This is a genomic window from Bacteroides rodentium JCM 16496, from assembly GCF_000614125.1.
GTDB classification, from domain to species: domain Bacteria; phylum Bacteroidota; class Bacteroidia; order Bacteroidales; family Bacteroidaceae; genus Bacteroides; species Bacteroides rodentium.
The window spans coordinates 1-8,165 of the sequence record NZ_BAKJ01000080.1; the positions used below are offsets into that span (position 1 = coordinate 1).

The window sequence follows — 8,165 nt, forward strand, 5'->3', positions numbered from 1 at the left end:
GGTCTTGTTCAAGTTGAGCATTATCGTGTAGGCGGATTCGTAGGCATCACTGATATCCACCATGAATTTGGGGTTGATGGGATTGCACCGGTGGCTGCGGCGCGGGTCATCGAAATTGATGACGTAGAACTCCGGCTTCACCTTGTAATGTCCCCTGTGTTTCAGCAGATGATTGTACGCGATTTCGGACAAGTCCGGAAATTTGTAATCATAAATATACATCGCGAAGGATTTCTCGATCTGCTGTTTTATGTAGTTGTTTACCACTGCGTAGGACTTCCCGCTACCCGGTGTTCCAAGCACGATGGACGCACGAAAAACGTTTACAACGTTGATCCATCCGTCCCATTCCTTGCCCTGATACACGAACTTGGTCGGCAGGTTGACGGAATACTCGTTCTCCATCAAGCGTGTTTCCTGCATGAAACTCTCGTTGGCGGTGTTGAACACGTCCTCCATAAGGTTGTGTTTCAGCATACGGCTTATCCATACGCCTGACATCAAAAGAAGGATGTATCCGGCGGTCAGCGTTACCGTGTAAATGGCGGCATCAGCTGTCGGACTGAACGGCAGGTCGAGCATCCACCAGTTCATGAAGAACAATACAAGCCCCGAAAGGAAGGCGGTATATATCTTCCGCCAGGTCATCCTCCGGTTCTTCACGCCCTTCGTGCCTAAACATGACAGGGCAAGGAATATGATGGCGAACACTTTTGTCACCAGCAGGTTGCTGAAAAGCCCTGCCGTTCTTTGGAAATTCAGGAGTATCCTGTCGACCACTCCGATATTGATACCCGCATCCACGAACGCCCGATAACAGAACCAATAGACGTGGATGACAACAAACACGATGGATATGGCACGCATGAACTCCATGACCTTTGCCAATCCTCTCAAATCATCTTCCTGTTGCATAACTATATAATTTTAATGGTGAATGAATATTGTTTTCAGGAGATACCCCGTGAACGGCGTTTCTTTTTCTTCTTGCGTTGCAGCCTTCGGGCAAGAGCCTCTTCCTGCGGGTCGGGACCGTTTGCTTCAAAGTTGAAGATCCCGAAAGCCTGTCCGATGGCATCTTCCATGCCGGCAGAGAAACTGCTTTGCCCGCTGATATCCGGTGTGGGAGCATCCAGGTCCGGGATATTGCCCGGTTCGTTGAACAGGCGTTCAAAGGCATTTGCCGAGAACTCCTTGCCGAGCCGCGAGCCGTTATAGACCTCCCGGTTCCTGTGGTCGATGAAAGTTGCGCCGTAAATGCGTCCTTCATCATTTTCACGGAATACCACATCTATTCCCTGCCTGTTGAGCAGACGGATGAAATCCTCCGGTTGCCCCGGCAGCCGTGCATGGCGAGTGCCACCCCGTTCCGTATCTTGGGTTGCCATTTCTTGTTCTTGTATTCACGGGTATTGTAACCGATACGCTTTTCCAGTCCTTCATAACCGAAGCGTTTTCCGATAAGGGAGGACTTGATGGGCGTACATACCGGTTTGCCTGCATTGTCTGTCAGGGTATAGACAATGCCGTTGTAAGGTGTTCCTCCAAATTCGCCCCTGACCTGTTTCGCCTCGATGTTGAAGCAGGACAGCAACGCACTATACTCCCCGAATGACTGGAAACGGTAAGTGGAGAACACGCTTTTGAGGATGTTGGAAACTTGTTGCTTTACATCGCCATTCCGATAGTCCGCTTTCTTGAGGTACGGCTCCAACAGTTCCTTGCGTTTGTCCTCCACCTGCTTCAGTCCGAACTTCCGTTCCAGTTCCCGGCAGGCCTCCATCGAGCGGTTCCACTCGTAGGCGTCGTCAATCTTTTCCCCTTTCTCGTTCACGCAGGTGGAAACGATATGGATATGCCTGCGGTCTATGTCCTCGTGGATATACACGATGTAGGGCTGGTCGCCGTACCCCATTTTCTGCATATACTCCCTTGCCAGGTCTGCGAACTGGTTGTCGGTCAGCTTGTCGTCCGCCGAAGGGTTGAGCGATATGTGCAGCACCGGCTTCTCCGTGTTCCTGTTGGCAAGCAGGTAGTTCTCGAAAGCCCAGAGCGTGTTCCTCATGACATGCTCCGGATTGCCCGTGACATCGGCAATCATGCGGTTGCCCGAAATGATACGTGCCATGGACTCGTTCACTTTCTGCTGGTTGTAGATGACAGCCCCATAGAGCGACACGCCCCTGTTGATTTTTGCCACCATGTCATTCCTCCTCCCTCTGTTTTCTGATAAGGTAGGTTTCTTCAAACTCACGGGTCAGCATGATGATCCGCTTGCCCAGCACCACCAGATCTATGGTCGCCTTTTCCAGATTGCGGAGCAGGGCGTATGCCCGTTTCTCCCCGAAGTTGTTCTTGATTGCCTTTACCGTCTGGTTGTAGTTGTTGCCGATGGCCTGGAACTGATGGTAGAAATTGGTAAGACGGACATAGTAGTCCATCGTCGCCTTGTCGATTCTGACCACCTTGATTTCCCTGTTAAGTAGTACCGATTTAATAAACCTTGCACGGTAAGCCATACCCGATTTCTGGAACGAGAGTTCAAATTGCGCGTTCTCCCGTGAGTTGAATTTGATACCGTAACGGTACACGGCAGGATCGGATTTTGATTTCCGGCCTGCACTTTTTCTTGTTTTTCTGTTCTTGTTTTCTTCCATACGCATTGATGTTTTTGTTTCTGATCTTCCGTCCCGGATTCACGACTTTGGAGTGAATCCCACCCCGAGCCGTCAAGCGAGCGGCAAGTTGTTTTGGGTTGCCCGAAATATTTCGGGCTGCCCAAAACACAACTTGCTATGTTCGCTTGAACATGAATTTTCCTTCCGTCAAATTGAGTTTGACTTCAGCCTCATTCTTCGGCTTCGGGAAAGCCCCGCAGCGGTATCCGTTTCGTTGTCGGTGCAAAGTTATGGCGGTTTATTATACTGTAAAATAGCAAGTTATATGTAACGTGATGACAAACGGTGACACAGGTCGTCACCTCCCTTGAAACATGGTGCCGGTATGAAAAAATACCCTTTTATTTGCAGCGTGAACGGATGAAACCGAACTTCCGATAATGGTATAGTGGTCATATTGTCTGATGCTTCCGTTAGCGATCGGAATAGAGGAAACAATGTAGGAAATGACAGTTATCGGAATGTCATGACCAACAGTCCGACCATTAACGGAAAGCCGGATATGATAACAGATGCGCTATCGGCTGGAATGGTGGATAAGTCCGATAACGGATGCAGTATTCGGCGGTTGGTTGGAAAGAAGCGTTCACGGATTGACGGATGGATGGAACTGACAATTATTCAATAACCATTTAAAAAGAAAAATTATGAGCAAAGAACCTTTATTTGTTGCCGTAAGCAACCAGAAAGGAGGGGTTGGGAAATCAGCCCTTACGGTAGTCCTTGCCAGCTACTTCCATTTCGAGAAAAATTTGAACGTGGCAATCATTGACTGTGATTCACCCCAGCACAGCCTTGTACGTATGAGGGAACGGGACAAGAAGGCTGTCGCCAACAGTACCTATTACCAGCAATTACTGCAACAACAATGGGAACGCGTACAAAAGAAAGCATATCCCGTTGTCGGATCCACCGCAGAAAAGGCGAGGGAGGCTGCGGACAAACTTGCTGCAAACGGAGATTATGACCTGATTTTCGTGGACCTGCCAGGAACAGTGGAATCCTCGGGGGTATTCCGTACTATCGTCAATATGGATTATGTGCTGACGCCTACTACTCCGGATCTTATCATCATGCAGAGTACACTTGCTTTTTCCACAACGGTACTCGATTATATCAGGAACATGAAAGATGTTCCACTCAAGGATATCATCTTCTTCTGGAATAGACTGAAAAAACGGACCAATGTGGAAATTTACAAGTCGTACTCGGAAGTAATGAAGGAACTGCACCTGACTGTTCTCGAAAATACGCTTCCCGACTTGTGCCGCTATGAGAAAGAAATCACCCATTCCAAACGTGCTTTTTTTCGCTGTACGCTGCTGTCTCCTCCTGCCAAGCAACTGGAAGGAAGCGGCATCGCAGAACTGGCGGAAGAGCTGATTGTCAAACTTAAACTGATACAGCCATGACAAAGAAAAAAGTGGAAGTGAATGAGGAAGTCCTCAAGAATATCATTGTCGGGGACATACCTGTCTTCGGCAGGGAGAAGCCCGCTGAAGAAAATGCGAAACAACCGGAACCGGAAGTTCCTCCCGTCACAGAATCCGCCAATTCATCTTCAGAGAAAGCGGTTTCCGCAAAGCCGCGGAAAAAGAAAGAGGAAACAGACAGCTATAGGGAAAAGTATTTGGTCAATATACCCGCATCCAACCGTTCACATGTCTATATAAACCGTGAAGTTGCCGAATGTATCAAGCGTGTACTTCCGGTCATTGCCCCGGACATGAGCATATCGGGGTATATAAGCAATATCCTCGTGGAACATATCCAACAGCATTGGGAGGAAATCAATGAATTGTACAACAAAGAGTATTATAAACCATTAAAACCATTTTAGATATGGCAGAAAAAATATATTTCGTAGTAAAGATAGTCTGTTTGATTTTTATATTGTGGCATTTGTGGATATTCATATTCAACCGCCAGGTGTATGGTATATGGGACAAAATTTATTGTTTGATGCGTATTGTCCGTATCAGACTATGGAAATATCGCAAGAAACGTATGGAGCAAAAGGCACGTAATGCCCGTAAAAAGGCAAGGCGTAAAAAACCGGTGGCAAAAACAGATACGCCACCAAACGACCTTCCGTCTATTCCTTATGCTGCCGATGACGTAATCGGCAAGACAAAGATTGTTTATTTGGAAGATCCGGAAGTGGCGAGAAAAACTCCCACACGTTCCGAACCCATGAAAAAAGAACCCATAGAAGAAGATGCAGAAATCAATCCGGAGGATGTAATCCGGGAGGAAAAGGGACTGACTGAAGAAGAAAAGGAAGAATTGATGGCTCCTGTGGATACACAACCTGATCCGGATTTTGATACGGCTATGACTTTTGAGGACATAAGTAATGTGGCAGATGTACTGATGTCAGAAGCTCCCGATGAACAGAAAGCCATCCGCGCAGCTTCTACTATACATCACAAGATGCAGGACACGGTTATACTTTCTTTTCTTACAGACAAGTTGAGCAATCAAGAAAAGATACACCGTTTGCTTAATGAATGTCTGGATGATTCAGGCAGACCATTGACAAGACGAAAGTCCACATCCAAGAAGATGAAGACTTTTGATATAAATGAATTTGTTTAATGTTTCTTTTGGTAGCCATCTTTCGGGTACGTCGATGTGATATCGGCGCGCCCTTTTCAAAAATCAATTGTCACAAATCAGGAAATGGGATTTTTAGTTGTGCGGTATCAATTATGCTCTCCAATTCTATGACATTGTAATTGTGAATATTATTATTTTCGCAAAATCGTTTAATTTTGAATGAATTAGTACCTTTATAGTCACTAAATTCCCATTTCGCAGGCCCGACTATTGATGATATGTGTTGAAGGTATGGTACATCAATCTCAGACAATGACAATCCATAAACATGTATATTGGTTATTTTAGCAAGTGTGTTGAAGAACTGGCTGTGCTTTTTAATAATTTCTTCTACAGGTTTTCTCTGAGAAGCTACGCCACTAATTGCAGCATCTTCTGCAAGTTGTTCATGCAGCATTTGTCCGTCACTTGTATGTTCTTCGTAAAATTCAGATAATTCTTCAGCAGATAGATCTTCTGGAGGTTCTGGCAAATCAACCGTATTTATACTTTTTAATTCTTCATAGCCTTTGCCGTGACCTAAAATAAAATCTTCATCTTCATCAACACATCCATGGATATGAAGGATATTGTGCTGATTTATTCCGTATAGATTTTCTAATGTTTTGGTATAATTAAAATTTATAAATACAGAATCTGGAATAATTAAATCTATTTTTCTTGATTCCAAAGGAGACTTCAATTGCATGATCCATTCATGAAAACACTTTCTAAGATCAGAATATAATTCTTCTAATTGATTCTCGACTTCAATTTGAGCATCATTCCATGTCCTATCACAATGATCTGAGGCTAAATCCGGTTGATTTTCAAATGCAATTTCACTGCTATATCTTACGGTATCCAAAGATGCCAATTGATTTTCAAAGTCAGACCACCATTCGTCATCGCAAATCCCATAAATCTCATCGGCTTTTTCAATTACATCAGGATTATTTTCATACATCCATTCATGAAAATCTTTGTATGAACTATTAATTTCGTGATGAAGGTCGAAACCATTACCTATTATATATAAATGTTTTGTCATAAAAATTAGAAGATAATTATACTAAAACTGGTTCTTCTACTGAAGTGGCTTTGTTAAGACCCATCAAAACAGCATTATTCACAATCAATCCATGAAATCCACTTTCTCGAAATAACAATAATGCACATAATTTTTGTAATTCAAGACTTGCGTACATTATTTCCTGAAAAGACTCTTCAAAACAATGTCCAAGAATATGGCCATGAAGAAATCTATTCCTGCTATTAATTACATCCTTTTCTTGTTCTGAAAGTGTATAGTTTCTTTTAGAGAATGGCAAAGAGAGCTTATCTTTATTTGATCCTAAATTAAAAGAATTTAATTTGTTTCTCATATTGACAGCATGAGCTTCTGTAATTATTTTTTCTTTGCAAAGACTATTGATCAATTCATCAAACGAGGGTTTTACTTTTGTTTTCCAATCATCATTACTCATATAGGGTTTATCTTTAGAATCTTCAAGTGCTGAGCAAATTGTTTCAAGCGCAACAGCACACATTGCTCCTTGGTAGTCTAATGACATAGTGGATGATTCTATCAAAATCAAAGTCGCTCTTGCTAAAGCTTCTTTTCCATATAACATTAGGACTATTTTTGCAAATTCATCAATCTGTATCCAATCCTGTAAATGGGCTTTAAATGTTTCTCCATCATACAGTTGTTTCATTGCATAATCAACATGATTCCTTTTCAAACATTCTCGAATAGAATACATATTCGTCGTAAAGAAATTATATTGTCCTTTAATAGTTGGTCTCATTTGTGTGAATCCGCATATTAAATCGTCTGTAAAGTTTTCCGTTTCTGTTGCAATTATATATGCGTAATCAAAAGGAATAGTAGACGTAATTAACCCCAATGATAAAGAAATTGAATAAATGTACTTTTGCATCATTTCATAAGTACATTTTATTTCAGACTCTATTGCAAGATATTTCTGTTCACCTATAGATACTGGATATATTTGAATTTCACCTTCGGGAAATTTAATTGGTATCAAACCTAAATACATACTTCTACCTGTTTGATAAGCAAAAGTTCTTATATCGCTAATCCAAAAAACTTTTTCAATTGGCAAAAGAAATCTATAGTAGTATTTCTCTTTTTCATTCCATTTTCCATTCATCAATCGTGAAATACGAATATTATAATTTTGTAATTCCGCATCAGAGTTGCCTAAGTTTATACTTCCATTTAATACTCCATTTTGATCTGGAACTACATACTTATCTTCATTGTTACTTATTACATAAAAACGATTTAAGAATCCAGAGCTATAGCTTTTAAGAGCTTCTTCTGTTGTTAGCTGAAAATCAAGGCTCAATTCTCTATCATTGATAGACAATTGAGCATTTCTATCTGTAAATGGCAGCCCTGATATTTTAACATTTTGTTGAAAACTACTAATAAAATCAATAGTTGATGAAAGTTCTTTTATTATACACATAACATTTTGATTTTGCTTGTTTAAGAGAATACAAAGTTAGCCATATTCTATTATTGATTAGCTTATATTATATAGTATATTGATAAATTTTATAGATGTTGATTGCAAGTAGATTAACTACATCAATTTATATAAATAATCCCCTCCCGGTGTAACGTGATGACATACGGTGTCATAGGTCGTAATGTTTGTAAATCAATAAATTAAGTGCTATATATTTGTCGTCGAAACGATTTTTTGTCTCACTAATTAAATGTTTCGACACATGAAAAAAAGATTCTTTTTGGCAGCCATGACGCTGCTGGTTTCAATGGGGGCTTTCGCCCAGGGTAACGGTATCGGTGGCATTACCGAAGCAACCAACATGGTCACTTCGTATTTTGACCCCGGC

General features: G+C 41.9%; 9 protein-coding genes and 1 pseudogene. 5 read left to right on the plus strand and 5 right to left on the minus strand.

Translation table 11 applies throughout. From position 1 onward, the window contains the following. From JCM16496_RS19835 to mobA, 3 genes and pseudogenes are all read right to left on the minus strand, one after another. On the minus strand, nucleotides 1-915 hold a 915-nt coding region (locus tag JCM16496_RS19835; protein ID WP_025836291.1), incomplete at its 3' end, for a YWFCY domain-containing protein. Nucleotides 916-950: 35 nt separating this feature from the next. After that, nucleotides 951-2,203 (minus strand): annotated as a pseudogene (mobB, locus tag JCM16496_RS19840) (conjugal transfer protein MobB). Between the two features lies 1 nt (nucleotide 2,204). Further along, nucleotides 2,205-2,663, minus strand: a complete 459-nt coding sequence (mobA, locus tag JCM16496_RS19845; RefSeq protein WP_128809752.1) for a conjugal transfer protein MobA — start codon at nucleotides 2,661-2,663, stop codon at nucleotides 2,205-2,207. Nucleotides 2,664-3,144: 481 nt separating this feature from the next. Here mobA and JCM16496_RS22800 point away from each other — a divergent pair, with 481 nt between their 5' ends. The 4 genes from JCM16496_RS22800 to JCM16496_RS19865 are packed head-to-tail and all read left to right on the plus strand — an operon-like array spanning nucleotide 3,145 to nucleotide 5,276. Further along, nucleotides 3,145-3,306 (plus strand): hypothetical protein, encoded by a 162-nt coding sequence (locus tag JCM16496_RS22800; RefSeq protein WP_159102482.1) that lies wholly within the window; start codon nucleotides 3,145-3,147, stop codon nucleotides 3,304-3,306. Nucleotides 3,307-3,325: 19 nt separating this feature from the next. Continuing rightward, entirely contained in the window at nucleotides 3,326-4,090 is a 765-nt protein-coding gene (locus JCM16496_RS19855) for a ParA family protein (RefSeq protein ID WP_025836293.1), read from the plus strand. Further along, the gene (locus JCM16496_RS19860; protein ID WP_025836294.1) at nucleotides 4,087-4,518 is read left to right on the plus strand and encodes a DUF3408 domain-containing protein; all 432 of its coding nucleotides are present in this window, start codon (nucleotides 4,087-4,089) and stop codon (nucleotides 4,516-4,518) included. The genes JCM16496_RS19855 and JCM16496_RS19860 overlap by 4 nt, the downstream gene beginning before the upstream one ends. Before the next feature lie 2 nt (nucleotides 4,519-4,520). Beyond that, entirely contained in the window at nucleotides 4,521-5,276 is a 756-nt protein-coding gene (locus JCM16496_RS19865; RefSeq protein WP_117865831.1) for a DUF4122 family protein, read from the plus strand. A gap of 70 nt (nucleotides 5,277-5,346) precedes the next feature. Here the strand turns inward: JCM16496_RS19865 and JCM16496_RS19870 are convergent, their stop codons facing one another. Together JCM16496_RS19870 and JCM16496_RS19875 are read right to left on the minus strand one after the other, a co-directional pair. Further along, complete coding sequence (locus JCM16496_RS19870) at nucleotides 5,347-6,327, minus strand: bacteriophage abortive infection AbiH family protein (protein ID WP_025836296.1); 981 nt, start codon at nucleotides 6,325-6,327, stop codon at nucleotides 5,347-5,349. Between the two features lie 16 nt (nucleotides 6,328-6,343). Further along, nucleotides 6,344-7,774, minus strand: coding sequence for a hypothetical protein (locus JCM16496_RS19875; protein ID WP_025836297.1), 1,431 nt, complete (start codon nucleotides 7,772-7,774; stop codon nucleotides 6,344-6,346). A 265-nt stretch (nucleotides 7,775-8,039) separates the two neighbouring features. On the opposite strand from JCM16496_RS19875, the gene JCM16496_RS22415 reads away from it, so the two are divergent. Then, nucleotides 8,040-8,165 (plus strand): DUF4134 family protein (locus tag JCM16496_RS22415; RefSeq protein ID WP_128809753.1); only part of this gene is annotated, 126 nt, incomplete at its 3' end.

Excerpts from the sequence above, each read along its gene's own strand:
- mobA (WP_128809752.1), bottom strand. The coding sequence starts at position 2,663 with ATGCGTATGGAAGAAAACAAGAACAGAAAAACAAGAAAAAGTGCAGGC.
- JCM16496_RS22800 (WP_159102482.1), top strand. The coding sequence starts at position 3,145 with ATGACCAACAGTCCGACCATTAACGGAAAGCCGGATATGATAACAGAT.
- JCM16496_RS19860 (WP_025836294.1), top strand. The coding sequence starts at position 4,087 with ATGACAAAGAAAAAAGTGGAAGTGAATGAGGAAGTCCTCAAGAATATC.
- JCM16496_RS19865 (WP_117865831.1), top strand. The coding sequence starts at position 4,521 with ATGGCAGAAAAAATATATTTCGTAGTAAAGATAGTCTGTTTGATTTTT.
- JCM16496_RS19875 (WP_025836297.1), bottom strand. The coding sequence starts at position 7,774 with ATGTGTATAATAAAAGAACTTTCATCAACTATTGATTTTATTAGTAGT.
- JCM16496_RS19870 (WP_025836296.1), bottom strand. The coding sequence starts at position 6,327 with ATGACAAAACATTTATATATAATAGGTAATGGTTTCGACCTTCATCAC.
- JCM16496_RS19855 (WP_025836293.1), top strand. The coding sequence starts at position 3,326 with ATGAGCAAAGAACCTTTATTTGTTGCCGTAAGCAACCAGAAAGGAGGG.